The sequence below is a fragment of the Acidithiobacillus sp. TH-A67 genome, from assembly GCF_057473545.1.
In genome coordinates this window covers 1-26,814 of the sequence record NZ_JBYCKU010000033.1, presented here as the reverse complement: position 1 = coordinate 26,814, position 26,814 = coordinate 1, and the positions used below count along the sequence as shown (strand labels likewise).

Annotated in this window: 25 protein-coding genes and 2 pseudogenes; 21 read left to right on the top strand and 6 right to left on the bottom strand. The window is 57.8% G+C overall.

Annotated elements, in window-relative coordinates; genetic code table 11:
* Positions 1 to 982, bottom strand: a pseudogene (locus tag AC2VNM_RS05065) (YadA family autotransporter adhesin); the annotation flags it as partial.
* Positions 983 to 1,830: 848 nt separating this feature from the next.
* On the opposite strand from AC2VNM_RS05065, the gene AC2VNM_RS05060 reads away from it, so the two are divergent.
* Complete coding sequence (locus tag AC2VNM_RS05060) at positions 1,831 to 2,265, top strand: hypothetical protein (protein WP_486912981.1); 435 nt, start codon at positions 1,831 to 1,833, stop codon at positions 2,263 to 2,265.
* Between the two features lie 114 nt (positions 2,266 to 2,379).
* Here AC2VNM_RS05060 and AC2VNM_RS05055 read toward each other — a convergent pair whose 3' ends face one another.
* Both AC2VNM_RS05055 and AC2VNM_RS05050 read right to left on the bottom strand, forming a co-directional pair.
* Positions 2,380 to 2,832 carry a hypothetical protein gene (locus AC2VNM_RS05055; protein ID WP_486912980.1) on the bottom strand — a complete coding sequence of 151 codons (453 nt, stop codon included), beginning with the start codon at positions 2,830 to 2,832 and terminating at the stop codon, positions 2,380 to 2,382.
* A gap of 83 nt (positions 2,833 to 2,915) precedes the next feature.
* The gene (locus AC2VNM_RS05050; RefSeq protein ID WP_486912978.1) at positions 2,916 to 4,898 is read right to left on the bottom strand and encodes a tetratricopeptide repeat protein; all 1,983 of its coding nucleotides are present in this window, start codon (positions 4,896 to 4,898) and stop codon (positions 2,916 to 2,918) included.
* 388 nt (positions 4,899 to 5,286) lie between these two features.
* On the opposite strand from AC2VNM_RS05050, the gene AC2VNM_RS05045 reads away from it, so the two are divergent.
* Genes AC2VNM_RS05045 through AC2VNM_RS04960 form a run of 18 tightly spaced genes read left to right on the top strand, consistent with a single transcriptional unit; the run spans position 5,287 to position 24,357 of the window.
* Entirely contained in the window at positions 5,287 to 5,478 is a 192-nt protein-coding gene (locus tag AC2VNM_RS05045; protein WP_486912977.1) for a Flp family type IVb pilin, read from the top strand.
* Between the two features lie 28 nt (positions 5,479 to 5,506).
* Positions 5,507 to 5,956: a prepilin peptidase gene (locus AC2VNM_RS05040; RefSeq protein ID WP_486912976.1), complete on the top strand. Its 450-nt coding sequence runs from the start codon at positions 5,507 to 5,509 to the stop codon at positions 5,954 to 5,956.
* Positions 5,956 to 6,423 (top strand): TadE family protein, encoded by a 468-nt coding sequence (locus AC2VNM_RS05035; protein WP_486912975.1) that lies wholly within the window; start codon positions 5,956 to 5,958, stop codon positions 6,421 to 6,423. The genes AC2VNM_RS05040 and AC2VNM_RS05035 overlap by 1 nt, the downstream gene beginning before the upstream one ends.
* 59 nt (positions 6,424 to 6,482) lie before the next feature.
* Positions 6,483 to 7,442: a Flp pilus assembly protein CpaB gene (gene cpaB, locus AC2VNM_RS05030; protein WP_486912974.1), complete on the top strand. Its 960-nt coding sequence runs from the start codon at positions 6,483 to 6,485 to the stop codon at positions 7,440 to 7,442.
* 18 nt (positions 7,443 to 7,460) lie between these two features.
* Positions 7,461 to 8,867: a type II and III secretion system protein family protein gene (locus AC2VNM_RS05025; protein ID WP_486912973.1), complete on the top strand. Its 1,407-nt coding sequence runs from the start codon at positions 7,461 to 7,463 to the stop codon at positions 8,865 to 8,867.
* A gap of 16 nt (positions 8,868 to 8,883) precedes the next feature.
* On the top strand, positions 8,884 to 10,104 hold the full coding sequence (locus tag AC2VNM_RS05020) for a CpaE/TadZ family protein (RefSeq protein ID WP_483190316.1): 1,221 nt from the start codon (positions 8,884 to 8,886) through the stop codon (positions 10,102 to 10,104).
* Complete coding sequence (locus AC2VNM_RS05015) at positions 10,098 to 11,420, top strand: TadA family conjugal transfer-associated ATPase (RefSeq protein WP_483190315.1); 1,323 nt, start codon at positions 10,098 to 10,100, stop codon at positions 11,418 to 11,420. The genes AC2VNM_RS05020 and AC2VNM_RS05015 overlap by 7 nt, the downstream gene beginning before the upstream one ends.
* Positions 11,421 to 11,425: 5 nt before the next feature.
* Entirely contained in the window at positions 11,426 to 12,364 is a 939-nt protein-coding gene (locus AC2VNM_RS05010; RefSeq protein WP_486912972.1) for a type II secretion system F family protein, read from the top strand.
* Positions 12,361 to 13,293: a type II secretion system F family protein gene (locus AC2VNM_RS05005; protein WP_483190313.1), complete on the top strand. Its 933-nt coding sequence runs from the start codon at positions 12,361 to 12,363 to the stop codon at positions 13,291 to 13,293. Before AC2VNM_RS05010 ends, AC2VNM_RS05005 begins: the two co-directional genes overlap by 4 nt.
* Positions 13,290 to 14,114 carry a tetratricopeptide repeat protein gene (locus AC2VNM_RS05000; RefSeq protein WP_483190312.1) on the top strand — a complete coding sequence of 275 codons (825 nt, stop codon included), beginning with the start codon at positions 13,290 to 13,292 and terminating at the stop codon, positions 14,112 to 14,114. The genes AC2VNM_RS05005 and AC2VNM_RS05000 overlap by 4 nt, the downstream gene beginning before the upstream one ends.
* Positions 14,111 to 14,599, top strand: a complete 489-nt coding sequence (locus AC2VNM_RS04995; RefSeq protein ID WP_483190311.1) for a hypothetical protein — start codon at positions 14,111 to 14,113, stop codon at positions 14,597 to 14,599. Before AC2VNM_RS05000 ends, AC2VNM_RS04995 begins: the two co-directional genes overlap by 4 nt.
* A gap of 12 nt (positions 14,600 to 14,611) precedes the next feature.
* Positions 14,612 to 16,084 carry a TadG family pilus assembly protein gene (locus AC2VNM_RS04990; RefSeq protein ID WP_486912971.1) on the top strand — a complete coding sequence of 491 codons (1,473 nt, stop codon included), beginning with the start codon at positions 14,612 to 14,614 and terminating at the stop codon, positions 16,082 to 16,084.
* A gap of 12 nt (positions 16,085 to 16,096) precedes the next feature.
* The gene (locus tag AC2VNM_RS04985; protein ID WP_486912970.1) at positions 16,097 to 17,506 is read left to right on the top strand and encodes a sigma 54-interacting transcriptional regulator; all 1,410 of its coding nucleotides are present in this window, start codon (positions 16,097 to 16,099) and stop codon (positions 17,504 to 17,506) included.
* Between the two features lie 51 nt (positions 17,507 to 17,557).
* Complete coding sequence (locus AC2VNM_RS04980) at positions 17,558 to 18,313, top strand: DUF2968 domain-containing protein (protein WP_486912969.1); 756 nt, start codon at positions 17,558 to 17,560, stop codon at positions 18,311 to 18,313.
* On the top strand, positions 18,310 to 20,481 hold the full coding sequence (locus tag AC2VNM_RS04975; RefSeq protein ID WP_483190204.1) for a peptidase domain-containing ABC transporter: 2,172 nt from the start codon (positions 18,310 to 18,312) through the stop codon (positions 20,479 to 20,481). The genes AC2VNM_RS04980 and AC2VNM_RS04975 overlap by 4 nt, the downstream gene beginning before the upstream one ends.
* Positions 20,481 to 21,857 (top strand): HlyD family type I secretion periplasmic adaptor subunit, encoded by a 1,377-nt coding sequence (locus AC2VNM_RS04970; protein WP_483190205.1) that lies wholly within the window; start codon positions 20,481 to 20,483, stop codon positions 21,855 to 21,857. Before AC2VNM_RS04975 ends, AC2VNM_RS04970 begins: the two co-directional genes overlap by 1 nt.
* Entirely contained in the window at positions 21,854 to 23,635 is a 1,782-nt protein-coding gene (locus AC2VNM_RS04965; protein WP_483190206.1) for a TolC family protein, read from the top strand. Before AC2VNM_RS04970 ends, AC2VNM_RS04965 begins: the two co-directional genes overlap by 4 nt.
* Positions 23,632 to 24,357 (top strand): hypothetical protein, encoded by a 726-nt coding sequence (locus AC2VNM_RS04960; protein WP_483190207.1) that lies wholly within the window; start codon positions 23,632 to 23,634, stop codon positions 24,355 to 24,357. Before AC2VNM_RS04965 ends, AC2VNM_RS04960 begins: the two co-directional genes overlap by 4 nt.
* Here the strand turns inward: AC2VNM_RS04960 and AC2VNM_RS04955 are convergent.
* Both AC2VNM_RS04955 and AC2VNM_RS04950 read right to left on the bottom strand, forming a co-directional pair.
* Positions 24,354 to 24,806: a hypothetical protein gene (locus tag AC2VNM_RS04955; RefSeq protein WP_483190208.1), complete on the bottom strand. Its 453-nt coding sequence runs from the start codon at positions 24,804 to 24,806 to the stop codon at positions 24,354 to 24,356. The genes AC2VNM_RS04960 and AC2VNM_RS04955 overlap by 4 nt on opposite strands.
* A 127-nt stretch (positions 24,807 to 24,933) precedes the next feature.
* Positions 24,934 to 25,509, bottom strand: a complete 576-nt coding sequence (locus tag AC2VNM_RS04950; RefSeq protein ID WP_483190209.1) for a hypothetical protein — start codon at positions 25,507 to 25,509, stop codon at positions 24,934 to 24,936.
* Between the two features lie 363 nt (positions 25,510 to 25,872).
* Between AC2VNM_RS04950 and tnpA the strand changes: the two genes are divergently transcribed.
* Both tnpA and tnpB read left to right on the top strand, forming a co-directional pair.
* Positions 25,873 to 26,001 carry an IS66 family insertion sequence element accessory protein TnpA gene (gene tnpA / locus AC2VNM_RS04945; RefSeq protein WP_483190210.1) on the top strand — a complete coding sequence of 43 codons (129 nt, stop codon included), beginning with the start codon at positions 25,873 to 25,875 and terminating at the stop codon, positions 25,999 to 26,001.
* Positions 26,002 to 26,204: 203 nt separating this feature from the next.
* Positions 26,205 to 26,530 (top strand): annotated as a pseudogene (tnpB, locus tag AC2VNM_RS04940) (IS66 family insertion sequence element accessory protein TnpB).
* A gap of 138 nt (positions 26,531 to 26,668) precedes the next feature.
* On the opposite strand, the gene AC2VNM_RS04935 reads toward tnpB, so the two are convergent.
* Positions 26,669 to 26,814: ATP-binding protein (locus AC2VNM_RS04935; protein WP_486912982.1), on the bottom strand; the 146-nt coding region annotated here is incomplete at its 5' end.

Below are 26,814 nucleotides of genomic sequence, written 5' to 3'. Positions count from 1 at the left end.
TGGTCGCCTGTTGATTGCTCAGGTTGCTGATGTTGCTGGTGTTGCTCGCGATATTCGTGGTGTTCGTCGCCTGCTGGTTGCTTAGGTTACTGATGTTACTGGTGTTGCTCGCAATATTGGAGATATCTGTCTGCTGCTGTTTCTGGATGTTACTGATCGTCGACAACGAGCCCAAGCTGGACAAGTTGCTCACGTCGGTCTGCAAGCTGCTGATATTTGTCGTGTTGGTGCCCACCTGATTACTCAGATTACTGATATTGCTCACATCCGTTGCCTGCTGCGTCTGCAGGTTGCTGATGTTAGTGGTATTGGTGCCCACCTGATTGCTCAGATTGCTGATATTGCTGGTGTTGCTCGCGATATTCTTGGTGTTGATCGCCTGCTGATTACTCAGATTGCTGATGTTGCTCACATCCGTCAGCTGCTGCTGCTGCAGGGAGCTTAAACCGGAAAGATTGATATTGCTGATATTGCTGATTTGCGTCTGAATATTACTGATGTTGGACGTATTTTGACCGACCTGCGTTTGCAGCCCGCTGATGCTGGAGGTATTGGAATTGACCTGCTGGTTGGTAGCATACAGCTGGCTGCCATTGACGGCATCGGTACTATTGGCACTCAGCGACCCCGGCGCCACATTGATGACCTTCCGCGGACTGCTGGCAGAACCAACCGAGAAAACATTGTTTTGACCGCCGTCGCTGCTGTTGTAGCCAACCGCCACCGAGTTGTTTCCGGTCGACGTAGCATTGGTACCCACAGCTGTGTCGCTGGTACCAGCCTTGGAACCAGGGCCCGATGCCAAGTTATTGGAATTACCCACCTGGGTGTAAGAGGAACCCAAACCCAGAGTCTGCGTTAGAACTGCCACCAGCCCCGTGCCGCCAGAAACCGTATCCGCCACTGCCGGGGTGAGACCCCATGCCGATAGAGCACCGGTAACGGCCAAGATGATAAGCTTCGGGGAAGAACCTGTTTGCATGATAGAAGTCCTCAAAAGACGCAAGTGGCAGAAATAATTCAAATATTCAGTTTTCCGCCAGAACTTTAGCAAACATCATGCCAAATTGGAGAGACGGAAAATTAGATCCCGCCAAATCAGCAACTCCTTGCATCTCAAAGTAAAAACAATGGCCAGCCCACCCGGCGCAACGTCATCGAAGCTACAGCACATTACCAACAATGTTACAATTCACCATTCTTTGTTACATTGCCCTAGGATTACATCATCGAGCTCGTCGATTTGGCCCAGGAGTTGCGAAAGGCGTTTGCACCGAGCTTGGGCACGCCGGATTCGACAGAGCCATTCCTCAAAATGGGCGCCCTCACCGCCGTTGCGGTACTCGCGAAGCTGTACCCCTAGGATTTCCAGATCTGTATCCAACGACGCCAACATCTTTCGACATTCGTTTTTCTTCCCAAACCCTGTGACTCCACTCTGCAACCTGTCCACTTCATACTCTCCAGAAAACACCAAGCTTTACCAAAGAACATCAACAAGCAAAATACGGGCGAAGCCAGCAGATCGGCAGATGGCTGCATTTACAAGCGGTATCCAGACCTCGGATCAACGTCGCCGGTACACGTTGTTTCACACAGGGAGAACATAGTGTTACGTTTCGCGTTACTATTTTCAGCGACAGCCTGCGGTAACATGGTGACACGGATTCCCATCACGACCTGCATTTTATTCTATAAGTCATATAGATAGGAAAGTTTCCATGGGTGCATACCATGTTACCTTCCTTCATGGCACGAGCATTGCTTACGTCACCCTGCGGACGAAATACTGTTTCGCACGATTTCGACTTTCATGCTTTGGAGGGTTACATGAGCTTGCTGAACATCGGTGGTTTGTTGAGTGGTTTGTTGGGCGGCGTTTTGGGTAGCACGTCCAGTAGTGGTGGTCTGCTTTCCGGCGTGGGTTCCGATGTGAGCGGGCTCCTGTCGGGCGTAGAGGGCTTGTTGGGCTCCGTAGATACCACCCTTGGTGGCACCGTTTCCGGGGTCGAAAGCCTACTTAATAACGTAACCAGCAATGCTGGCGCCGCACTAAACACCGTTACCGCCGACGCCAGCATTCTGGTACCCGGACTTCTGAACAATGTAGTGGACAACGCCGGCACCGCCTTGGCTGCTGTTAGCACCGACGTTCCCGCATTGCTGTCCGGCACAGTGAATGCGTTGAGCCCGATTCTGGGCGCGGTCACTGGCACCGTCAGCGGTGGTACCGGCTTGCTGGGCGGATTGCTCGGTAGCCTCTGAGGTTGTAGTTCCCCGCCCTTCTTGGAGGGCGGGTTGTTGTAAGTTGTTGAGAGACTTGTGCCCATCCTAGGATGGGTTTTTTTTGGCCCGCGCTGGCGCACGGGCCGACAACCTTTACAGAGAGCCGAGCAGCCCGCCCAGCAAGCCGCCCAACAGGCCGGTGGGGCTCGCCAGCGTCACCGCACCAGAGCTATCACCCGTCGTCGGATTCACCTGCGTCTGGGCATTGGTGGAACCGAACAAGCCACCCAGCAAGCCCGAAGAACCACCCACCAGACCATCCAGCAAACCACCGCCCAATAATCCCGCGCCGCTACCCGTACCCAGCAGAGTACCCAGGCCCAACCCATCGGAGCCCACCACAGCACCGTCCAGGATGGCCCCCAACAGACCGCCCTGACCATAGAGCAAGGTCTCGCTCAAGCCCGTCAATAACGGCGTAGGGGCATTGTTCTGCGGGCCCACAGCAACATTCAAAACGTTACCCAACAAGCCACCCACAGTACCCAGCAAGCCCGCCGAACCCGTCGTTGTCCCGGCCACACGACCCAATAAACTCGATGTCATTTACCTTCTCCTTCATCCAAAATGGGTAGTCTCATCAACAGGAGGGGGCAATTCGCCCCGCCCCAGCGATTCCCAAGCAAAGTTCATTCCATGGAAAACGCCGAAAGGGCCTGTACCAGGCGCGCGATCGCTGAAGACCAGTCACCGGACCTTTCCTGACGGAAAAGCCGGGCGCTGGCATACCACGGACTGTCGTCGCGGTGCGCCAGCCAGCGCCAGTCTGGGTTGGCAGCTACCAACACCCACAGCGGAACCTGCAATGCACCAGCCAGGTGAGCCACAGAGGTATCTACCGAGATCACCAGATCGAGTTGCTGCAGGATGGCCGCGGTATCGGCATAGTCACCAATCTGTGGTCCCAGGGGAAGAATAGGGAAATCCACTCCGGCCAACTCCGCTTCTGCGGCCTCGCCCTTTTGCAGGGAGACCAGCTGCACGCCCGGCAGAGCAGCCAAAGGTGCAAACGCTGATAGGGGAAGGGAGCGTTCCTTGTTGATGCGATTGAGAGGATTGCCAGACCAGACCAGCCCCACCCGCAGTCCCGGCCGCGCCGGGAGCAGCGACTCCCATTGCGCCAGCCATTGCGGATCGGTGGACAGATAGGGTGTGGGCGGCAGGGTATCGATCGTCGTGCCACAGAGATGCGGCAAACTCATGATCGGTGCAAAGCAGTCGAATTCGGGAATCTCGGTATTTTCGAGAAATACCTGCTCCACGTCGGGCAACCGCTGGAACAGGCGCAGCAGCGGCTCACGGGTTTCCAGCAATACGCGACCCCCACGCCGGCGCAGCTCGCTCACAAAGCGCACACATTGCAGGTTGTCTCCCAGACCTTGTTCGGCATGGACGAGAATACGGCGTCCCGCCAGATCTTCTCCGGCCCAGCGCTCGCGACCGGGAAAACGTTTGGGATTGTGGTTTTCCTTCACGTCAAAACGGTGCTCGTAGAGCCGGAAGCCTTCTACGAAATCTCCTTGCAAGAGGGTGAAGGTGGCCAGATCGAAGCCTGGCGAAGCCTCGTGTCCGGAGTCTTCGTAGGCCAGACGCAACCAGTGTGCGGCTTCGGCGAAATCGTTGCGGTGACAGCAAAAGATCCCCAGCTTGCTTTTGGCCTCCGCACAGTCGGGATGCTCGGCGATCACCTGCCGCAACCGAGCCTCGGCGTCGGCATGCCGGCCCTGCGCGTAGAGGCAGACCACCAGATTCATGGCCGCCCCACGGTGGCTGGGGTCGCGGGCCAGAATCTTGCGCAACACCTGCTCGCTCTCAGCATGGGCCTCCCGCTTGTGCAAGGGAACGGTCAAATTGAGCAGCGCGATGTGATTGTCCGGGTCGAGTTCGAGGGCACGGCGCAGTGCCTGCTCTGCCTCCTCGTAGCGCTCTAGTTCCGACAGCACAAAACCCTGGTTACAATACGCCTGCACATAATCGGGTTTGAGCGCCAAGGCGCGATCCAGCAGTTGCAAGGTTTCCTCGTAGCGCTTCTGATTGGTAAGCAGAACGCCATAATTGAGCAGGCCATCGGCAGAATCCGGATTCAGAGCCAGCAAATGCTGAAAGATGCGCTCAGAGGCAAACTCTTCGCCCCGCTCCATCAGGCGCACCCCCAGATTGATGAAGGCCTGCTGATGCTCCGGTTCGCGGTCGAGCAGATCGCGCAGGAAACGTTCTTCTTCACCCATATGGGGCTCTGGGGGGAGCAGCAGCGCCTCTCCGACGATTTCCTGCGCCACACCCCATTCCGGAAGCCAGTCACTCAGCAGACGAAACAAAGACCAAGGATGCACGCGCAGACGCTCCGCCTGCTGGCATTGCCAGCCCGTGGCAAGCAGATCGTCGAGGACTTCGGGCCAGAGCGCCTGCAGCACGTCATTGCTCAGGGCCACCACGCCAGCGGCTTGGAGATCCTGCAGGCGGCGGCGTTCCCGCTGCACCCGCAAGAGCCAGCGCCGCCGCTGCGATTGTGGCGCCACTCCGTAGTGGAGCAGGGCCGTACACAGCGCACGCAGCCCCTGCCGTCCCCAGAAAACCCCGTTACCGGATAGCTCCGGACCCTGCATCGTCATGGTGATTCACTCCTGATAAGGGGCTGGATATCAGCAATCATTATGCCATCGTCCTGCAAGAGACGTTAAATAGGGGTTCATAGCGCACGACTACTGTATATAAAAACTTCCCATGATGTTACCTAACCAAACTTTTCTCCACATTAGCGCCAGGAAACCGCAGATTGCTTGCATTTCGCACCGTACTTTTTGTTACATTATGGTTCTCTATACTATTTATCATTTTTGATTATTTCTTATAATGATCATATTCTAAAACCATAAGATACTGACTGGTATCAAATTCTTTTTTCTTTTTGCGATATGTGTAGGCATTGACTTATGTAACACGTCGTACTAATTTCGTAACAGCCGTCATCCAGGACGGCTAACCTCTGGGAGAAACGACATGAACATCAAGCAGGAAATTGCCCGCTTCGTGCGGGAGGAAGAAGGGGCCGGCGTCATCGAGTACTCGCTGATTGCGGCAGCTATGGCAGTCATTATCTTTGCGGCACTCGGCCCAAAGGGCGTTTTAGGTCCAGTCATCTCAAAAGCATTCTCAACAATTGCTTCCGATATCTCAACAGTTGCCGGCTGAAGCATTTGATCTGAGCCAACATTGTTCTGTGCCATGGCCATCTCTCGCCTTTGCTCTCTGGGCCGCGCTCCTTGCGGTTCAGGATCTACGCTGGCAGCGCCTCTCCAATGCCGGGACCTGGGGCGGGATGGCTTTTGGCCTTTTCTGGCTGGTCTTTGCCGGGCAGGGCTTTCTCGGAGGGGGCATGCAGGCCACCCTGCTGGGGCTCCTGCTCGGTTTTCTGTTGCTCCTGCCCGCCTATGTCTTTCGGCTGATCGGGGCCGGAGACGTCAAATTCCTCATGGCCATCGGCGTCCTCGCCGGGGCCTCTTTCGTGGCGCGGGTGTATCTGCTGGGTACCATACTGGCCCTGATTCCGGCACTGGTTCGCTGGGTCCGCACCCGGCGCAAACCCAGCAAGGTGGCCTTGGGCTTTGGCTATGGCAGCGCCAGCGTCTTGCTCCTGCTCGTTCCCCACTTCTTGGAGATCCGTTGGTGATGGAATCCCATTCCCCGGAACGTGGTTCGTCGGTCATCGATTTTCCTTTTGTGCTGATCTTTTTCATTGCCCTGCTCTGGGCCATTTTTCAGTTTGGGTTTTTGTTTACCCTGAAGAGTGCCCTGAGCATGGCGGCCGAAAATGGTGCCCGCGCCGCCCTGCAATATCGGGCGGCAGGCTCTTTGGGTGAGGCCGAGGCGGCGCGCGCGAGCAACGCGCAATACGTCGCCCAGCAGTACCTGGCCTGGCTCAACCACGTGAGCGTTACCGCCAGCGGCGCACCCTGCAGCTACAATGCGAGCCTGGTCTGCTTTACGGTGACGGCCAGTTATCCCTATGCCTCCTATCCATTGGTGCCACCGCTGTTGCATTTTCCCATCATCGGACCGGTAGGCATTCCCCAGACGTTGACGGCCAGCGCCAGTATTCAGGCAGACCCCAACACCCTGCTATCCAATAGCGCCTGAGGGCAGGCAGGCAAAACACCAAAGCAGAAAACGAAAAACGCACCAAAGGAGACTGTACAATGGGAAACCGGGCGAAACTGATCATAGCCCTGCTGGTAGGAGTGGCTACCATCCTGGCGGTAGCGGCTTATGTGCTGAGCCAGTATCCGCAGGTTCCGTTGCGTCATCCCGCCGCTATTTCGGCGCAGCAACATCCCAGCGTTCCGGTGGTGGTGGCCAAAACTCTACTGCCCGCGGGTAAGGTCATCAGCGCCGACGACCTGGAGGTCCTGCCCTACCCCAGCCAGCCCAGCGGCGCCTTTTCCCAGGCGGCGCAGCTGATCGGCAAGACCCCAGCGGTCAACATCGCCCCGCAGGTGCCGGTGTTGCAGCAGAACCTCATCAGCGGCCTGGCTACGCAGATTCGTCCGGGCCACGTGGCCATGGCTATCCAGGCCAATCCGGTGCTGGCGGTGGGCTACCACCTGCATCCCGGGGACTGGGTGGATGTATTCGGCATCCTGCCCGGCAACCAGCAGAGCGGCGGTCCTGGCGGCTGGCCGACGCAATCCCGCCTGCTTTTGCCGCATCTGCGGGTGCTGGCGGTGGGGCCGGTGACCGTCAGTCATGCCCAACCCGTCAGCGAGAAGAAGGGCGAGGCGCAGAACTCTGCCGGCGCCACCCAAAACGCCCCACAGACGCTGGTGCTGCAGGTGCCACTGGCTTCAGCCAATGTCCTGGCTTTGGCCAGCGAGCAGGGTCGCCTGCTGCTCGCCCTGCAAAATCCGCAAAACCCCACTGCGCCCGATACGTCGGCCTTCCCCACGCCGCCCCCGGCGCTCTCGCCCAGCAAATTGCCCTATGATCAGCAGCAACAGGCCTTGGCCCAACCGGCCAATCGCGCCTACGCAGGCGAAACCCTGCCGGGGCTGGCTGGCCAGGGCGAGCCGTCGGCAGCGGTACAGCACCGCTTCGTACGTGCGCCCGCGCCCACGGTACAGGTCATTGCCGGCGGGAAGATGTCCCGTATCCCCTACTGAGTCGATTTGGAGAATCTGATGCTGAACAGACCGCAACACCGCCATTGGGGACGGAATCTTCTGCGCACCCTGGCCCTGCTCGCCGCCTTTGGCTGGGCCGGTAGCAGCCTGGCCGATACGACAGACGGCGCTCAACCCCACGCTCTTTCTCTGAACAAAGGAAGTGAGCGCGTCTGGCAACTGCCTAGCGCCCCGATCCGCGTCGCCATTGGCGACCCCAAGGTGGCCAGCCTGAATCTGATCTCCGGCACCGGTGGACGGGAGTACCTGCTCACCGGCCAAGAGCCGGGAGAAACCAGTCTGCTGGCCTGGCTGCCTGGTCATCACTACCCAGAGGTCTGGCAGGTGATGGTCAATGCCCCGGTGCCCAAGGCGCCACTGGCGGCCCCGGCGCCCGGCATGCCCAAGGCGCAGGCGCAGGGCAACGTCGTCACCCTCTCGGGCGCCGTGGCCAGCCAGATGCAGGAAGAAGATGCCCTGCAGGCTGCGCAAGCCGTGGCAGGCAAGGACGCAACGATCCTCAACCAGACGACCATTCCGGTGGACAATGAAGTGCAGATCGGTGTCAAGGTGGTGGAGTTCAGCAAGAGCGAGCTGCAGAACATCGGTATCAATTTTTTCGCCAAAACCAGCAATTTCACCCTGGGTACCTTTGCCCCCTCCACGGTGACCAGCAGCGCGGCCAACCCGTTGTTCCAGGCCGCGAGTTCGGCCGGAAATGCCTCTCTCATCGGGCAGGCCTTTTCGGTCTTGGGCGGCAGCAGCTCCGGTAACGTGCTCGGTTACCTCAATCTGCTACAGGCCAACAACGTCCTGCGCATTTTGGCAGAGCCGACCCTGGTGGCGATGAACGGCCACAAGGCCAGTTTCCTGGCCGGTGGCCAAATTCCCATCCCGGTTCCGCAGGCGTCTGGAATTGGAGGGGCCGCAACCGTCACCATCCAGTACAAAAATTACGGCGTGGCCCTGGACGTAACACCCTATATTCTCAGCAAGGGACAGATCGCCCTGCACATCGCACCCTCGGTCAGTGCCCTGGATTACACCAATGCCGTCACCATCAACGGCTACAGTGTCCCGGCCCTGACCGTGCGGCAGGCAAATACCACGGTCACCCTGGGCAATGGCGAGAGTCTGGTCATTGGGGGGCTGGTGGATCGGCAGATGCAGCAGGACATCAACAAGGTTCCGCTGCTGGGGGACTTGCCCATCATCGGCGCCTTCTTCCGCTCGATACAGTACAGCAGTTCCAATATGGAACTCGCCATCATTGTCACTCCCCGCCTGGTGCGCCCCATGGCTGCCAACGCGAAGCTGCCACCCTTGCCCGGGGCGGACTTTGCGGCGAGTTCGCACAATACGGTGAAAGAACTTTTCCTCCCCGGTAGCGAGAACGACGGTGCAGGCCCTGGATACGAACCCTAAGGGCGGCAAAGGCTCCATGACGGACGCTTCGCCGCCAGGGGATCGCCTCCCCTTGGCGCTGGCCCTGGTGGGCCCGGACCTCATCCCTTGGTTGCAAGAAGCCACCCGGGATCTGGTGACGTTATTACCGGTCAGCCCTACGGACAACCTTCCCAAGCTGCTGACCCAAACCAAGGCCAGTCTTTTGCTGGTGGAGTTTCCTGGACAGCAGTCGGTAGCCGAGCGCTTGGGGGCGTTACTGGAGGTATTCCCGAACCTGCAGCTCCTTGCCCTGGGACGGACCGAAGATCGCGACTCGCTCTTGGCCGCGGTTCGGGCCAAGGTCAGTGATTTCATCGACACCAACGGCAGCCCTACCGATCTGCAGCGGGCCATGCACAAGGCTCTGCAGCGGGAACAGTGGTTGCGCAGTCAACGTCAACAGAAGCTGATCAGCATCGCCGGCGGGGTGGGGACGGGTTGCACCACGATGGCCGTGAATCTGGCCACGGTTTACCAGAAATGGTTTCCGGAAAAGCAGATATTGGTGCTGGATTTTGGGACACCCACTGGAGACGCACTGGTGTATTGTGGGCTCCAGTCGGCACTGACCTTTGCCGAAGCCGTGGGCAACCTAGCCCGCTGCGACCAGAGTTATTTGCGCAATGGACTTGCTTACACGGCCAATCAGGTGGCAATTCTGCCGTTGTTTCGGGAGGCCTCGGATCTGCGCGGCCTACGGGTACAGGATGGCCTGCAGTTGCTCAACATCCTACTCACCCTGTTTGATATTGTCATTGCTGATATGGGCAACGACTTTCATTCGGAAATGGGACGCTATTTGCTACACCATGCCGACAGCCTGTTACTCCTGACCGATCAGTCAGTGCGGGGATTGCTCGCAGCCCAGCGTATTCTGGGATCTTCCCGATCCGCCAATGCGCAAACGCTGCGCCTGCTGGTTTCTCAATACGACGACGAACTGGCAATCAGCCCAGCGCAGATCAGTCGGGAACTGGATGTACCACTACTCGGCGACGGATTTCTACCGGAACGCCGGCGCACGCTGATTCAGGCCGTGAATCGCGGTCTACCCGTAGTCGAAGTCGCTGCGCGAGACAGCTACACCACCCACTTCGAGGCGCTGGCAGGACGGCTGGCCGCGACCGTATGGCCGGAGGTGCCGGTCAACGGAAACGGGGCAAGCAAACCTCGGCGTTTTTTACCCAAGCCACTTAGGAAGCGTTGGCCATGGTAACCGCAGACGAACATCCCTTTGGATTGGGAGACTCCCCGCAACGTCAGGGCGGTGCCACCCCGTCTCTGCTGCAGATCAAGGGAGAATTGCACGCGCGGCTCATCGACCGGGTCGAGGAAGTGGGCGCCGACTTTGCAGATCTGCGCCGTAGCGCGGTGCGGCATTTTGTGGCGGTGGAACTGGAACGGGTACTCCGGGAGCGCCCCTACGCCCTGAGCCAGCGGGAACTCGAAGCGCTGACCGACGACCTGACCGACGAGCTGACCGGCTACGGCCCGCTAGAGTCGCTTCTGCGCGATGGCGAGGTGGAGGACATCCTGGTCAATGGGCCGCGGGAAATCTACGTGGGCCGTTCGGGCCGTCTGGAGCTCTCCAATCTGGCATTTCAGGACGATGCGCACCTGATGCGGATCATTGGCCGCCTCCTGGCTCTCAGCGGTCGCCGGGTGGATGAATCCACACCCACGGTAGATGCTCGTCTTGCGGATATCGGTCGTATCAATGTAATCATTCCACCCTTGTCACTGAACGGGCCCACCCTCTCCATCCGGCGCTTCCCAGCCAATCCCTTGCAGGCCTCCGACCTCACGGAAAAAGGGACATTGACCCAGCCCATGCTGGATTTTTTGCGCCTGGCCGTAGAACAGCGCTGCAATATTCTGGTCTCGGGTGGTACCAGCAGCGGTAAAACGACCTTTCTGAACATCCTGGCCGGCTTCATCCCCCCCGCAGAACGGGTGATCACCATCGAGGACACGGCGGAACTGCAATTACAAAGTCGCCATGTGGTGCGCCTGGAAAGCCGTCCCGGTGGGCACGATGGAGCCGGGGCTGTTGATGTCCGCGACCTGCTCCGCAACACCCTGCGTATGCGCCCCGATCGCATCGTCGTGGGTGAGGTGCGGGGCGGCGAAGCCCTGGAAATGCTACAGGCCATGACCACCGGCCACGACGGCTCGCTGGGAACCATCCATGCCAACTCCGCTCGCGAGGCGCTGCAACGCTTGGAAATCCTGCTGAGTTTTGGCGGATTCCGCGGTAACGAGATGACCATGCGCCGGCAGATCGCTTCGGCAGTGGATCTCATTGTGCAAATCGGCCGCCTGCCCAATGGTAGCCGGCGGGTTCTCTCCATCAGCGAGGTCACTGGCCTGGGCGACGCCATGATCGCCATGCAGGACCATTTTCGTCTGGATCTGCAGGACACCCGGGATGGGGAGGTACAAGAACGTTGGGTAGCCACCGGGGTTGCGCCCCGCAGCCCAAAGCTGAGTCGTTATCGGCCAGCAGCCGCCAGCGACGAGTTTACTTGGTGATGACCATGACCATCCTGCTCCTGTACGCTCTGGCATTTTTTCTGATCCTCATCGCGGTGATCGTTGGGCTGACGCAGCGTCAACGACCAGAGTTACCCGATGCGCTACGGGAACGCCTGCGCAGCGAAATCCCTGGCAAAAGCGACGAGCAGAGCGAAGTGGCAGATCGGGATAAACTCCTGAATGCCCCTGGCGAGGGAATCGCGGAGAACTGGTGGCTGCAATTTTCGGGCTGGGTGGAACGGGCCGGATTTACGCCGCGGGCGTTTCTGCTGCGCAGTCTGCTGTTGGATATCGTGATCAGCTCTGTGCTTGCCGTCTTTCTGCAGCCCGTTGTCGGGATCGTCTACTTCGTTGCGCTCCATCCTGTGGTAATGGCGCTGCGGCTCCGCTTGGCCATTCAGAAACGCGCCGCTAAAACGCTTCTCGCTCTACCGGGCTTTCTGGATGCGGTGGTTCGTATCACTCGGGTTAGTTCCAGCCTGACATCTGCCCTGCAAAGTGCAACCCGCGACGCCGAGGGACCGATCCGGGAGGTATTTCGGCAGATTCTGCGCCGCGAGCAGGCAGGTATGCCCATCGATCGCGCCATGCTGCTGATGGCCAAACGCTACCACCTGCCGGAGCTGGCGATTCTGGCCACGGTGCTACGCCTCAATCTGCGCTACGGTGGCAGGACGGATATCATTCTGGAACGTCTGGCAGACTGGTTGCGCGGGCGAGTGAGTGTGCAGGCGGAACTTCGCGCGCTTTCGGCCGAAACCCGCTTCAGCGCGCTCATCATGAGCATTCTGATCCCGGGTCTGGGGGTGTATATCACCGTGATGAATTCCAAACCGATCCTGACCATGTGGGAGACCGGTTTGGGCCGCGCCCTGCTGATTCTGGGAGGAGCACTGATCCTGTTCGGAGTCTTCCTGATTCAGAGGATGTCGAAGATATGAGCGCCGTATCGATACCAGCGCTGCTTTGGGCTTTTGCCGTGTTTTTTGGCGCCTTGGCGCTGGGCCTCGGCTTGTGGTACTTCGCCTATGGCCGCTGGCAGTTTCGGCGTACCCAGCAGCAACTGGAACGTTCCCAGCCCAAGGAGTCTGGTGGGATGGAGGATTCGTCCTGGGACAAGCGCCTGGCAGAGCTGGCGCGCTGGGGACAAAAGCTGCGCAACATGGGTACCCTGGAGGACCGCCAGCAGTTACTGCAGGCGGGTTTTCGGCAACCCTATGCCCTGCCGCTGTTCCTGCTGATTCGTCTGATGGCCGGTCTGGCCCTGGGCATGCTGGTAGAGCTCTACGTGCTGTTTGCCGTGCATCATCCGGCGGGATGGGCTTATCTGCTCTGGCCATTTATGGGATTCGTGCTGGGGGTTCTCGCGCCCAAGTTTTTGCTGGAAATGCGTGCCAAGAGCCGTATAGAGGGAATTGCAGAGGAACTGCCGTTCTTCGTGGACCTCCTGGCTCTACTGCAAGGCGTGGGGTTAAGCCTGGAACAGAGTTTGATTTCCGTAACGGCCGCCAGCGATTCAGGCCTGCCACTGATCTCGGCGGAAATGCGCGAGGTTTCGCGGCAGGTTGCCATTGGTCGGCCCAGGGTAGAAGCCATGCAGAAGCTCGCTGAGATTCTCAAAGATCCGGATTTTCGCGAACTCACCAACCTGCTCCGACAAATCGACCGGTATGGTGGTGACGTCGCCGAGCCCTTGCGAGAGTTTTCGGAGCGTCTGCAGGTCAAGCGGCAGATGAGCGCTAGGGAACGGGCGGGAAAAATGAATGCCAAGATGATCGTGGTCTTGGTAACAACCATGCTGCCGGGTCTGATCATCATCACCGCCGGCCCCGCATTTACGGTTCTGGTGAAGGCCTTGCATCACTTATGAGACTGCTCGCACGATTCATTCCGTCGCCCTGCCTCGCGCACCTGCCTCGCGGGGTGCGAAGCTCCCTGGCGTTGCTCCTTGCCGCCAGCCTCTCGGCTTGCAGCACCTCCCCGCATGCTCCCGCGAGTTTGCCGCCAGCGCCAAAGGCCAATCCCAATCACCTTGCACAACTGAGTCTGCAGCTCATTGCCTCCATGGAGCAGCAGCAGAAATGGTATGCGGCACTTTCCTATCTAGATGCCTACCGGCAGCAACACGGAGAATCCGCCGAATTTTCCCTATTGCGGGCGCGAGCTCTGGCGGCTACCGGACGTACCGATGCCGCCCGGCAAGACTACGCGGCACTGGCGGGAACAGGGCTTGCCGCCTTTGGTGAACAGGGTCTGGGCCTGCTGGATGCCAAAGCGGGGCAAACGGCCTCGGCCTTGCGCCATTTTCGGCGTGCTGCGCGATTGGCTCCGACCAATGCGGCCATCCTCAACGACCTGGGCTATGCCTGCCTGCAGAACCGGGAATGGGATGCCGCACGTGAGGCGCTCTACCGTGCAGCAGAGCTGGCACCAGACAACGACCGAGCATGGAGCAATATCGCCGTGTACCTACTCATACGCGGGGAGAGCCTGCGAGCACAGGAGCTGATGGATGCCCATCACCTTCCCTGGGATGCGCAGCAGCGAATTCGCCGACTGGCCGCGGAATTGGGCGGCAGTTCCGCGGAACATACCTCAAGCCCTACCCACGCCAATTCTGCTGAAGGCACGATGCAATTGCCCCAGCCTCCCCTCTCGCAAGTTTTTTCTGGTAAGGAGTCGATTCCATGACCACAGCACACTCCACGATTTCCTGCTTGGCGCTGGGCGCTTCGCTCCTGGGACTGGCGGCCATGCCCTTGCTGGCCCAGGCCTCCCTGCTACAGCCACCGATTTCTGCTTGGAGCCCGGCACTACAGGGCGAAAATCCCGCCTCTTCGACAACGGCATCTGCCGTCGCCCCGGCACCAGCGGCACCAGTCGTAGCTGCCGCGCCCGCCCCTACCAATAGCCATGCGCCCAGCATAGCCGTCGTCGCGCCGGTCCCTCCACCCGCGGCACGTCAGAACGCAGTGCAGCGTCTTCTTGCCTTTCAGGCGGACGGGGTAGCGGCGGGTGCCATGCAGCCCATTGGCGGCCCGGAGGCGGTAGCCAGCTACAAGGCGTGGTTGCGGACCTTTGGCGGTCCGCAGCAGAGCTCCGCAATGCCGGCAGCCGGAGGCATCGGTTCCATGGCCCAGCAACTGCCGAGCAGCGCTGGTAACTATGGGAACTGAGGAGGGCAAGTCATGCGCTTGGCGGGCAAAGATCCAGAACACATGAGAGAAGATGGCAGCCTGGTCATCATGTTCGCTTTGGTGCTGCCAGTGATGCTCCTCATGGTCTTTGGCAGCATCGATATTGCCCATATGGTGCTGGTGAAGCGGGAACTGCAGAAAATTGCCGACATGTCGGCCATCGCCGCGGCAGAGGGAATCGGCAGCGGCGTGCAGACGATTGCGCTGCAAAATGCGCAGCAGAATGGTCTGCCCAACGACAGTACGCTGACGGCCACCAAGGGGTACTGGAATCCCGACCACTTGCCCGGCCCCACGCACTTCACCGCCACCCCGCCGCCCGACGATCCGGTCAATGCCGTGCAGATCGTGGTTACCCGGCAGGTTCCCTACATGATTTTCCTGCCACCGGCCACTCTGCGCGCCACTGCCATTGCCTGGTCACCCAACACCGCCGGCATTGGCATTGCCAGCACCCTGCTGAACCTCAACACCCAGCAATCCGGCCTGCTCAATGGCATTCTCGGGGGCTTGCTGGGAACGACGCTGAATTTGTCCGTGGCCGGCTACCAGGGTCTGGCCAATACCTCCATCTCTTTGGGGCAACTGGCGGAGCAGCTCAATGTTGGCAACGTCAATAGCCTGCTCTCCAGCAATCTGAACTTGGGCGAGCTCTATCAGGGCACGCTGAATGTGCTCGGCAATGCCACCGATGGTGGTCTGCTGCATGGCAATGCCTATGGCGCCTTACAGGCCTTGGCCACTGCAATACCCTACAGCCCCAGTACCATCCAGCTTGGCAAAATCATCAATCTGGGCCTGAGCAGCGCGCAATCGGCCGCCGATGCCCAGGTCAACCTGCTGGGCCTGATTACCGCTTCGGCCATGCTGTCCAACCAGCAGCATTTTGTCGATGTACCGGGAGTGAACATTTTGGGCCTAGCGAGCCTAAAGCTATATGTCATTTCGCCACCCCAACTGGCCTACGGCCTACCTGGGAAAAATGCCCAAGGCCAATGGCGGACCGTGGCCAAAACCGCCCAGGTGGCGCTGAATCTAAATGTGTTGGGTGGCGCGGTAAACGTGCAGTTGCAGGCCAGCCCTGCCGAAGCCAGGCTGGAGCAGGTGAACTGTGCCTTGCCTCCCGATAATCCTTCAGTAACGGTGGGTGCTGGTACGAGCATTCTCGCTGGACAGGTCAATATCTTGGCCGGCTCAACTCCCTCGTTTACGGCCGTTCCTCCAGGGAACTATCAGACCGTCTCCTTCACGGGCTATCCCAAACAGCAACAGACCATCAGTTCTGGTGATCAGTCGATTACACTCGATTTGAATCTATTAGGTATCTCCATCAATCTGGGGAACATTCTCAGCCCCATCATCAACACGTTGCAGCCGGTTTTGCAAATTCTTGGAATTTCTCTGGGCACCGCCCAAGTACAATACACCTCCGTAGGTTGCGGTACCGCACAATTGGTTTATTGAGATAAGGTTGAGATGACGGTTCGTATCCTCGTATGGCAAGCACAGCACGAATTTGGTAAGCGTCTGGAGCATTGCCTGGGACAGTTCCCATTACCCACCGAGCTGGCTGGCTACGATGAAGAGGTACTGCATCCTTCTGACGGCAACCCGCTGGGGGGATTTGACATGGCCTTCATCAGCACGACGGCGCTGCGTGAGTATGATCAGCAACACTTGGCTTGGTCGCGCATAGCCGGAATACCGATCATCTGGATCGGTAGCGGAAATCAAAATCTCTACAGTCGCCGCTCGGCCTCGGACAGCGTAGTCCTGCCAGCCTATTTCAATTGCTCGTCTCTGCATACCGCTTTACGGCAGATCCTTCGTCTTACAGACTTAGACGAAACTGAACAAGCACTGCAAAGCGCAAGTCAAGCGGCGCGGGTCTCCTCCTTGGAGGGACCCGATGGCTCAGAGTTCATCTATAGTGCCCCGGTTATGCAGCAATTGGTTGCCAATGCGCAACTGTATGGCCGATTGAGCATGAGCGTATTGATTCGCGGAGCCAGTGGTACAGGAAAGGAACATATCGCCCGCATGGTGGCGCAGGCCCATCCTTCTTTTGGCAAGGGACCATTTATTCCGGTCAACTGTGCGGCAATCCCGGATACGCTCTTCGAATCCCTGTTCTTTGGGCATCGTAAGGGCTCGTTCACCGGTGCCATCCGTGACCACCGAGGTTTTTTTCAGGAGGCTCATGGCGGCACACTGTATCTGGACGAGATCGGCGACCTGCCCCGCTTTCAGCAGGTAAAGCTTTTACGCGCCCTGGAGGACGGGGTAATCCACCCCGTAGGTTCCAACGAAGCCATACAAATTCACTTCCGACTCATTGCCGCCACCAACCGACCGTTATTGCAAATGATCGATGAGGGTAGTTTCCGCTTGGACTTCTATCACCGCATCGGTGTCATCGAACTCTACGTACCTAATCTCGAGGAGCGGGGTCCGGCAGAGAAATTGCTTCTCTTCCGCCATGCTTTTGCACAAGCCATTGAAAAATATGGGGCGCATCTACATGTGGATGCCCCAGAGTTACCTCTTTGGTTACAAGGGTGGGTTACCCGCACCAGTTTCCCCGGAAACGTGCGCGAACTCGCCAATAAGGCTGCACGCATGGCAGCGTATTATCTGGGTCATCGTCGCTTGGAAGAATCAGAGTGCCGCTGCCTACTCGATATTCGGGACCCCGATACAGAATCAGAAGAGGAAGAGGGGACCGACATGGGTCTTCTGGACTACTCGGCGCGTCGAGAGGAGCGCGAGCAAATCGTCGACGCCCTGGAGAAAGCGCACTGGCGGCGGAGCGAAGCTGCAGAGATGCTGGGATGGAGTCGCAAGACGTTATGGCTCAAAATGAAGAAATATAACTTGTCGGAGTAACTCTCTGCCTCACCACCGTTGTCATTTTGATGTATGCCAGGAGCACGAAACATGAATCGAATCAGTGAAAAACTCCCTTTTGCATTTCCCTACCGCGCGCTCGCGGCAGGCACGATACTGGCGATCTCGCTAACCGGTTTCGCCTATGCGGCGAGCAATCCATCCACTCCCGATGTCGCTATCCCCAACAACGCGCCCACGGCACTGCCACCACTGACGCAGCATGTCATGGAATTAATCAAGCAAAAAAAGGTGGTAGAGCTGCGTACCATCTATAATGGTCCTTTCGCCGCGGCCATGTTCTTCAATCCGGCAACTCTGGAGTACACCGACGTGCTGCTGAAGCATCAGAGTTTTTGGTGGATAGGGCAGACATCCGACCCGAAAAAAGCGGAAATCCTCTATACCAAACTGGCGACGCAGACCATTCGTCTGGCGGCCCCGGATCTCGCCAAAATCCAGCTGGATGCGCGTATTGCCGTGGCACAGAGGGCTCTGGAGGCGCAAAAGCAGCAACAAGCCGAGCTCGCTTCGCAGATCACCGCGCAGCAGCGGATTGTACAGGCCGGCGCGGCTGCCCAACAGCAATTGCAAGAGGAAGCCAGCGCACTGGATGCACGGCGTCAGGCGCTGGAGTCTGAGTTGCAACGTACGACGCATGCCATTCAAGCCCTGCAGTACGAATCGCAATCCGGCCCCAGTCTCGATAGCAATCCGCCAGAAGAGGTCGCCCCGCCCCGTCCGGCACCAATACCCGCCAAGCCCGAGAAGTCGCGCATACACATCCAGGCGACTGCGCATCCATGACGCAGATGTCCTCGGAGCAGGTTCCGCAGACCACTGGCCAAGGCAACTCGCCACCTGTGTCTACGGGTCTGCAGTGCCTGGCTCTGGTAGCCAACTACTACCGGCGTCCCTGCAACGCCGAACAATTGGCGCGCGCGCTCGGAATGACCCAGGCACTGTTGCCGCCAGGCAAACTGATCCTGGCGGCTCGAGAGGTACACTTGGTCGCCAAAGCAGCCAATTTGAACTGGCGCGACTTGGCACAGGTGCATTTCCCCATCATTGCCGAGCTGCGGGATGGCAATTACATCGTTTTCGCTCGATTTGAGCGGGATCGACTGGTAGCTGTCGATCCACTACGAGGTCAACTCATCCTGGATCAGTCCACCCTGGAAAAGGTCTGGACCGGGCGCGTGCTCTTTCTCAAACCCAGATTTTCTTGGCGCGATGAAAACCAGCGCTTTGGCCTACGCTGGTTCATCCCCATCATTCTTCGTTACAAGCAGCCTGTCGTAGAAGTTTTACTGGCAGCTTTCGTGGTGCAGATGTTTGGCCTGGCAATGCCTCTGTTTGTGCAGCTAGTAATCGACCGGGTGCTCGTCTACCACAGTCTGCCCACCCTGGACATTCTGGCTGTGGGTATGTTGATTATCATTGCCTTTGAGACGACATTAAACATTCTGAAGACGTTGATGATGACCCATACCACCAACCGCATCGATGTAACCTTGGGTGCACGTTTGTTCTCCCATGTGTTACGAATACCGATGCGCTACTTCGAGACGCGCACGGTAGGCTCTACCATCGCGCGGGTTCGGGAATTGGAAGTTATCCGGCAATTCCTGACGGGCCCCACGCTAATGGCGTTCATCGATATCTGGTTTGTCGGTATCTTCATCATCGTACTGCTACTGTACAGCTGGCAACTGACCTTGGTGGTACTCGCCTCCATTCCCTTCATGGTCGGAATTTCGCTGCTGATATTTCCAATTTTGCGGCGGCTATTACAGGAGCGCTTTGACCGCAACGCGGAAAACCAGTCTTTTCTGGTGGAAACCATCACGGGTATTCAGACAGTCAAAGCCCTGGCTTTGGAGTCGCGCATCTATCAACGTTGGGAAGAAAGCCTGTCCCGCTACGTAGTAGCTTCCTACCGGGTCGATCGACTGGCAGGTATCACCGGGTCACTGACCCAAATGGTGCAGCGCTTGGGGACCCTCGCCATCATGTGGTTCGGAGTCAAGCTGGTTTTGGGTGGCGAACTCAATGTGGGCGAACTGATTGCCTTTCAGATGATCTCCGGACAGGTCACCGGGCCAATTTTGCGTTTGGCGCAGCTTTGGCAACACTTTCAACAGGTCGGTGTCTCTGTGAATCGGATGGGCGATCTCATGAATACGCCAGCCGAACCCGTCGTCGATATCGGCAAGGCCTCCCCAGCAGCGATTACCGGAAGGGTAACCCTACAGGACGTGCGCTTCCGCTACACCGCCGATACCGAGGAGGTCATCAAGGGGATCAGCCTGGATATCCCCGCAGGCTCTTTCGTCGGCATCGTCGGACGCAGCGGATCGGGCAAGAGCACCTTGGCAAAGCTTTTACAGCGTCTGTATCTGCCCGATGCAGGCACGGTGCTGATCGACGGCATGGACCTCCGGCAGGTGGAACCCGGCTGGCTGCGGCGACAGATTGGCGTGGTGTTGCAGGACAATTTTCTGTTCTCAGGCAGCATCCGCGAGAACATTGCGATGGTATATCCAGAAGCGTCCATGGAGCGGATCATTGCCGCCTCTACCCTAGCTGGCGCCCATGAATTCATCAGTCATTTTGCCGATGCCTATGACACCCCGGTAGGTGAACGCGGAGAGAACCTGTCGGGAGGACAAAAACAACGCATTGCCATTGCACGCGCATTGCTAGCCGATCCCCGTATCCTGATTTTCGATGAGGCGACCAGTGCCCTGGATTATGAATCCGAGCGTATCATCTGGCGTAACCTGCGCAAGATCTGTGAAGGCCGTACGGTGTTCATGGCGGCCCATCGCCTGGCTTCCATTCGCAGCGCTGACGTCATCCTGGTGCTCGACAACGGCAAGCTCGTGGAACAAGGAACCCATGACGAGCTGATGGCACAGGGTGGCATCTACGCCAGCCTCGCTGCCGATGAAAAGAGTATGGACGTGTCGTGATGAGCACGAAAAACGCCAACCCCCTGGCGGGAATTCGAGAAGATCGTCGAAAAAAGGAACTGCAGCGGCTGGCTACGGAATTTTCTCCGCCCCTGCTGGAAATCCAGAAGACTCCTCCATCACCATGGCAGCATTGGGTACTGTGGACGCTTCTCTCGCTACTCCTCATCGCCCTGCTTTGGGCCTATTTCGGCAAAATGGAAATCGTCTCCACTGCAGCAGGAGAGTTCGTTCCCAATGGCAGGGTCAAGGTTGTTCAGCCTGCGGCTCTGGCGGTGGTGCAACAAATTCTGGTGCACGACGGAGAGATGGTACAAAAAGGCCAAATTTTGGTTCGTCTCAACCCAACCTCCTCTCGCGCTAAACTGCAGGCCGTGGAAGGCCAGTTGCAAATTCAGCAGCTGACTGCGGAGCGGCTGCGGCAGCAATTGGGAGAAAAGGCCCCGCTTTCCGCTTCTGCCGCGAGCAACAATCTCGATTGGCAGATGCAGCAAGCCTTGCGCGCTGCCGAAGAGGCCGCATACCGTGCGCAATTACGGCAGGTCGAGGTGGAGCAGGCGGCCAATTCCGCGCAAATCAGTTCGCTGCAAACGCAAAAGATCACGCTGGGACAGCAACTGGCGATTTTGCATCGAGAGGCGCAGAACGATGAGCTTCTCTCCCAGGAAGGCGCCATAGCTCGGCAGGACTTTGAGAATGTACAACAACATCTCCTCGCGGTTGAGAGTCAGTACACCCAGACCCAGGGACAATTGGCGAGTGCTCAACAGGAACAGGCGCGCCTCGAGACCAAACTTCAGGAAATTCGACAGAATTATCGGGCTCAACTGCTGCAAAATCTCAGCAAGAATTCGCTCTCGGTTTTATCTCTCCAGGCCAACCGAACACAGATGAAGGAGGATCTGGACCTACAGGAATTGCGCGCGCCCATTTCGGGCATCGTACAGAATCTCTCGGTTCGCAACCCGGGGCAGGTAGTGCAGCCCGCCCAGGCCGTTGCCTCCATCGTGCCGGTGGATACGCCTCTCATCGTCGAGGCCGATATGCCCGACAGCAAGATGGCGTTCGTACATGTTGGCGAAAAGGCCAGAGTCAAAGTCAGTGCCTACCCCTTTGAACAATATGGCGCCCTTCTGGGCAAAGTTACACGCATCAGTCCTGACGCCCAGAAAGCAGACAAGGCAGCGGGTGGTGCACTGTATTATCATATCTGGGTCGATGTTCCGCATCCCATTCTGACCATTGCCGGGGCCCCTGTAACCATGCGCCCCGGAATGTCGGTAACTGTGGATATCCATACCGGCAAGCGCAGAATCCTGCAATTCTTTCTCGGTCCCATTCTCCGCAACTGGCAGGAGGGTCTGTCTGTCCGATGAGTCGGGTACCATCCAAATTCGAGCTGCGCGTCGTCCTGCCTCGGGTCGGTGTTGTGTTGCTGACTGGTTCTCTCGGCGTTCCCGTACTGAGTCATGCAGCAACGGATGCCTCCGCAAACGGCCTTGCGGATGCTCTACAGCAGGCTTTTTTGACGCAGCCCAAGGCCTTCCGTTCACCCGCGAATACTGCGCAGGTTCCAGGGCATGCTTCTACTGCTGTCCCTCCGGTGCCTATCTCCATGCGACCGGAACGGGTTCCATCTCCCGTACTGCCAACTCCCCAACAAGCGCCTATAAAATCCGTACCGCAACGCTCTGTTCCAGCACCCACAGCTCCGGCTACCGTGGTCTCCTTCCCTGCCTCCCAATCCGCCAACGCACGCAACGAGGCCAATCTGGTGCGCAGTCCAGCGACGTCAGCCCTGCCAAACCTGAATCATGTGGCGGAACCGGAGGCTCTCCCTGCTCACGCTACCAACCGCTCCGCTCTGGCCGACTACTTGCAATTGGTTGCGAACAACAACGATGCTTATCGGATCGCCCAACAGCAGCTGCGAGAGGCGCAGGCAGAACATCTCGATGCCGTGGGTCGTTTTTTTCCCAAATTACAACTCCAGGAGCAGGGCCAGCTATACCGAAACGTCAGCGGCGTCCCCAGCGCAACATTGGTAGGCTCGAACATCGTCCTGACCCAGGGTAGCATTTATTCCAACTATCTGAGCTTGGTAGCCAGTCTCAATCTCTTTGCCGGTGGCAGTGACGTGGAGCGAATCATGGCTGCCAACCAGGGCATCGAACAGGCGCAATCAGAGATGCTGGCACGCCGCAATCAAGCATTGATCAGCGCCCTGCTTGCCTACGATAACCTAGTATCGGTATGGCATCAGGTGCAGGTGGGCCGCCAGGCAGCAGAGAATGCCAACCTGGGGTTGAAACTCGTGGAGCAGCGCTGGCAACGTGGTAATGCGAGCCTGCTCGCGGTCACGCAGCAACGAACGCAACTGTTGCAAGCGTTGTCCCAACTGGAGTCCCTTCAGAAGAAACTGACCGAGGCGGAGAATCAGCTGGTGTTGCTGGCCGGCTCCAGCCGAGCCTTCTCCTTATTGGAAAAGCTTTCGGAGCGACAGATTCTTCCCCAGCCACCGCAAACAATAACGCCGGCAGAATTAAGTGATGCCTGGCGACTGGCACCTGCGGTTGAGGCCGCTCGCCACGCGTATCGCCAAGCAGGTCATGAGGTTAACGTGGTCCGCGGAAGCTTTCTACCGCAGGTTGACTTGCAGGGCTCGTATAACTGGCTGGGGAGTTCATCGGCCAACTTTGGCGATGCGCTCAACGCCGTACAGCGGAACAGCTACACCATAGGTCTAACGATCACCCAATCCCTTGCGCCTTTTACTGGACATCTGGCGCGTCTTCACACTGCCGAGGCAAAGCACGAAATTGCCAGCGTAGAATTGCAACAGGCGATGATCAAGGCCAAAACCCAATTACGGCAAGCGACCGAAGAACTGCGCATGGGCAAGCTGCGGGTACAAGGCTATCAGACGCAAGCTGAGGCGGCCGCCAAAGCTGCTCAGTTCGCCAAGGATCTGTACGAGCATGGCCGAGAAGATCTTCTGCAGGAAAAACAGGCGAAGTTGTCGGCTCTGGCGGCCAAACTTGCTTACCAAGAGACACAGCAGCAGTATGCAACGGCACAGTGGATTGCATACAGCTTGCGAAATCCCGAACGCTTCGCGGCGTCACTGCTCCAAGCAGTGACGCAGCAAGCATGAAGCTGTCGAATCACAAAGGGCTAGAGGGCTTGCGTCCCTGGCTGCTGTTTTCCAGCACGTTGGCCGTCATCTTTACGGGGCTGATGCTACGGGCCCTGCCCCGGTGGACAGAGGTGACCCGCAGCGCTGCCGCGCCCACGGTGTTTCATATTGTTGCGCAAGGTAACACCGTTGCCGCGCAGCAGCCATCCAAGCCCCTCCCTCAACGAGATAAAGCCCGTTCCTTGGCTCCCTCCGCAGCCGTTCGGGGCAAATCCAGCCCAAGCAGTGTCAAACCGCCACGAATCAACTCTAGCGAGAATGTGCAAGTGATCAGCGCCAGAAAGCGCGCCGAACTCATCAGCCGTTACGTAGCGGAGTGGATCAGTGTTGTAGAACGAAAAGCGCAGCGAGAAATCCGGCAACCCCTGCCTGGGCAATTGCAGTTGCGCGTGATTGTAAATAAAGATGGAGCGCTCCAGGCGTTAGACGTGCTTAGCAGTACCACGACCGCAGAACAGCGGCTACGGACGGTAGCCTTGGTTCGCAATTCTTCTCCTTACCTGCCATTTCCACCACGTCTGGCACGAAGCGCTGACAAACTAGTGATCCACGCCGATATCACTTTTACCGCAGCACAAAAATCGATCGGATCAATAACCCCGCAGAGAAATACTTCAGGACAAAGTGTTGGTGCCCTCTCTTCAGAATTGGGGAGGGCACTCTCCAGCTCTACTTTTTAAAAAAACAGATAGCCACCTAAATCTGTGGGGACAAAATTTGTCTGAAAACTTTGCACTCCCTGGGCAATGCCAGAAGCCACATTCATGGGCATCTGGGTGGCAAAATTCGCCAAAGTACTTGCAGCATATTGTCCATCACTACTCAAGGTATTGCTTAGCGTTGCAGGATCAAAAGGCATGATGCCATTCACCATCCCACCAAAATCGTTCCCAACATTCAAAATGCCACTGGTGAGGGTAGTACTGAGATTGCCGACCGTGCTGGTCGTGACGCCAGCGGCGTAGCCCAATCCAGCGCTGGTCAGATTGGCAGCCTCATTCATGGTCGCCGATACGGCATTGCTTATTTCCGCAGCAACGGTGCTTACCGATTGCACCGAAGGCGGCGCGCTGGAGCTGGACGAAGCACCCAACCCCAGAGCTGAGAGTAGAGACGAAAGAAGACCCATAGGGAAGACTCCTGTAGCTAGTCAAAAAAGCGGCGCAACTCTCCGCTGCGCCGCCTTGGCAGCCATGTGATATAGCCAGCCTTATGTGGCCCGCAGAAAAACTGGCAGGGCCATTTTTAGTTTTGCTTTACAGCAGACCACCCAACAGACCGCTACTGCTGCTACCCACTACCGTGGCATTGCCCAACACCGAGCTCAGACCCGTAGCGGTAAGAGTATTGGCGCCGAGAGAGGCGACGATGGAAGAGGTGGCGGCCGGGACGCTGGTCGCCATGTTGGCCATAGCCTGACCCACACCCGTGCCCACACCACTGAGCATACCCGAAATACCACCACCTAGGCCGGCAGACAGAGCACCAGCAACATACTGCGTATAGCCAGCAGCCAAACTCGGGTCAGCCTTGGCCACGCCCTCAATCGCAGAAGCAGCGTTAGACAAGCCAGATGCGTACAACGAATTGGCGCCGTTGATGGCGAGCGTCAAGGTACCCTGAGCCGCCTTGGTAATGTCGGTGGTCAGATCAGATGCCAAAGTAGCGGCATCGGCGGTAACTGCCTTGTCCAAAGTGGTGGTACTGGTGACGGAGTCATTCATCAGGGTGCTCACATCACTGACGCTCAGGCCAGCACTACCGCCCAGCAGGGACCCCAACAAACCGGTAACCGTACCCAGAACACCACTAAGCAAATTAGAAGATGCCATTTTTGAAACTCCTTATATAAGCTGTTGAGAGACTGCCGCAAATTTTTTAGAAAATGTCGGCGACCTCAGAAAGCAAATAATATGCCAGCCATACTAGAGAGGACGCATTTGTTTTTACTGCTGATAAACATAAAAATTAGAAATAGCGATTCTTCTACATGGACGCTAACATTACGCAGTGCGTAACATGAGTATTATCAATGTTACATTCTCCGTAATAGCCGTCGACCGTGGCATCTCCCCAACAGGCTTACGCCTTACACCTAAAATCAGGGTCGGTCAGGCGTAAGCGTGCAGCCAACCCATCTTTTCACTGCCGGAATTTTTGCTGACGCTATCCCTGGGTTTTCAGCGGAGGGGGTAATGATGACGAAGGAAAGGCAGACGGAGAAGGTGGAATTTTGGCGGCAGCAGATGGAGGGATTTGCGGCGAGTGGTCTTTCTGTCAAGGCGTACTGTGCGCAGCAGGGGATTGCTGTGGCCAACTGGTAGTAATGGCGCAAGCGCCTGTCTGCGCACAGGCTGTCACGAGAGGCTTTTGTACCAGGCGCGGAATTTTTGCCGGTCCGTCTGGCAGACCTGTCGTCCGGGATGCCTGCGGTAGAAATCCAGTTGCTGTCGGGTCGTAGACTGAAGCTCTCGGCGCCGTTGGATACGAGTTGGTTACAGTCTCTGGTTCGGATCCTGAAAGAGTCATGTGGCTAAGTGCGGGCAGTCGCATCTGGTTGGCAGCGGCCCCTGTGGACATGCGTCTGGGCTTTGATGGTCTGGCCGCCAAGGTGCAAGGGGTGCTGGCTGCCAATCCCTTTTGCGGCCACGCCTTTGTCTTTCGCAACCGGGCGGGGATCGCCTGAAGCTATTGCTCTGGGATGGGTTGGGATTCTGGCTCCTGTATCGCCGCCTGGACCAGGGAAGATTCCATTGGCCGCGGATAGAGAATGGTGCCATTGAACTCTCGGCAGCGCAGTGTCAGCGGCCACCAATATGGCGCCATTTTAGGGTCGGCATAATAATGGGATGAACATCCTCTTCCCTCGGCGTTGGTCCGATGCCAGCATCGAGAGACCTATCCACGACGGAGGTCCATCCCATGAATGAGGTTATGATGTCAATCAGCGTCGAAATTTGAACAGGTGTCAGCGTCCAATTTTGAACAGTTTTAGAGGGGGAGAGAGCGGCGCTGTTTATAGCGGTAGGAGTCGTTCCCGGTCTCGATGATGTCGCAGTGGTGGGTGAGGCGATCGAGCATGGCGGTGGTCATCTTGGCGTCGCCGAAGACCTGGACCCATTCCCCGAAGGAGAGGT